Consider the following 826-nt stretch of genomic DNA (forward strand, 5'->3'; position numbering starts at 1 on the left):
GTTCGGGCGGGTGGTGGTCGTGGGGGTCATCGCGTCGTCTCCTTTGTGCGGGCTGCCGCCTTGGCCTCGTCCACCAGGTGCAGGAAGGCCTCCTCGACCGTCTCCGCGCCGGTGCGGGTGCGCAGGGCCTGCGGGGTGTCGTCGGCGAGGAGTTCGCCCTCGCGCATGAGGAGCAGGCGATGGCAGCGCTCGGCCTCGTCCATGACGTGGGAGGAGACGAGGAGGGTCGCGCCGCGGCTCGCCGCGATGTCGTGGAAGAGGGTCCAGAGGTCGCGGCGCAGGACCGGGTCGAGGCCGACGGTCGGTTCGTCGAGGACCAGGAGTTCGGGGGTGCCGAGGAGGGCGACGGCCAGGGAGACGCGGCTGCGCTGGCCGCCGGAGAGGTTGCCGGCCAGGGCGTCGGCGTGGGTGGTGAGGTCGACGTCGGCTATCGCGCGGGTGACGTTGTCGTGGCGGCGTTCGGCGGCGGGCCGGCCGGGGTCGAGTATCGCGGCGAAGTAGTCGAGGTTCTGGCGGACCGTCAGGTCGTCGTAGACGGACGGGGCCTGGGTGACGTAGCCGATGCGGGTGCGCAGGGTGGGGTGGCCGGCGGGGTGGCCGAGGACGTCGAGGGTGCCGGTGACCTTGGCCTGGGTGCCGACGACGGCGCGCATGAGGGTGGACTTGCCGCAGCCGGAGGGGCCGAGGAGGCCGGTGATCTGGCCTCGGGGGACGGTGAAGCCGAGGTTGCGGAGGACCTTGCGGGGGCCTCGGGTGACGGTGAGGTTCTCGGCGTGGATGGCTGTCGGTTCCGTGGTGGGGCTGGGGTGTGGCGGGCCAGGAGCAT

1 protein-coding gene is annotated in these 826 nt (G+C 72.9%); it reads right to left on the reverse strand.

Annotated elements, in window-relative coordinates; all coding sequences use genetic code 11:
- Positions 1-26: 26 nt before the first annotated feature.
- Positions 27-779 (reverse strand): ABC transporter ATP-binding protein, encoded by a 753-nt coding sequence (locus CA983_RS44365; protein ID WP_086606176.1) that lies wholly within the window; start codon positions 777-779, stop codon positions 27-29.
- Positions 780-826: the final 47 nt, after the last annotated feature.

Source organism: Streptomyces swartbergensis (assembly GCF_002148965.1).
Taxonomy (GTDB): domain Bacteria; phylum Actinomycetota; class Actinomycetes; order Streptomycetales; family Streptomycetaceae; genus Streptomyces; species Streptomyces swartbergensis.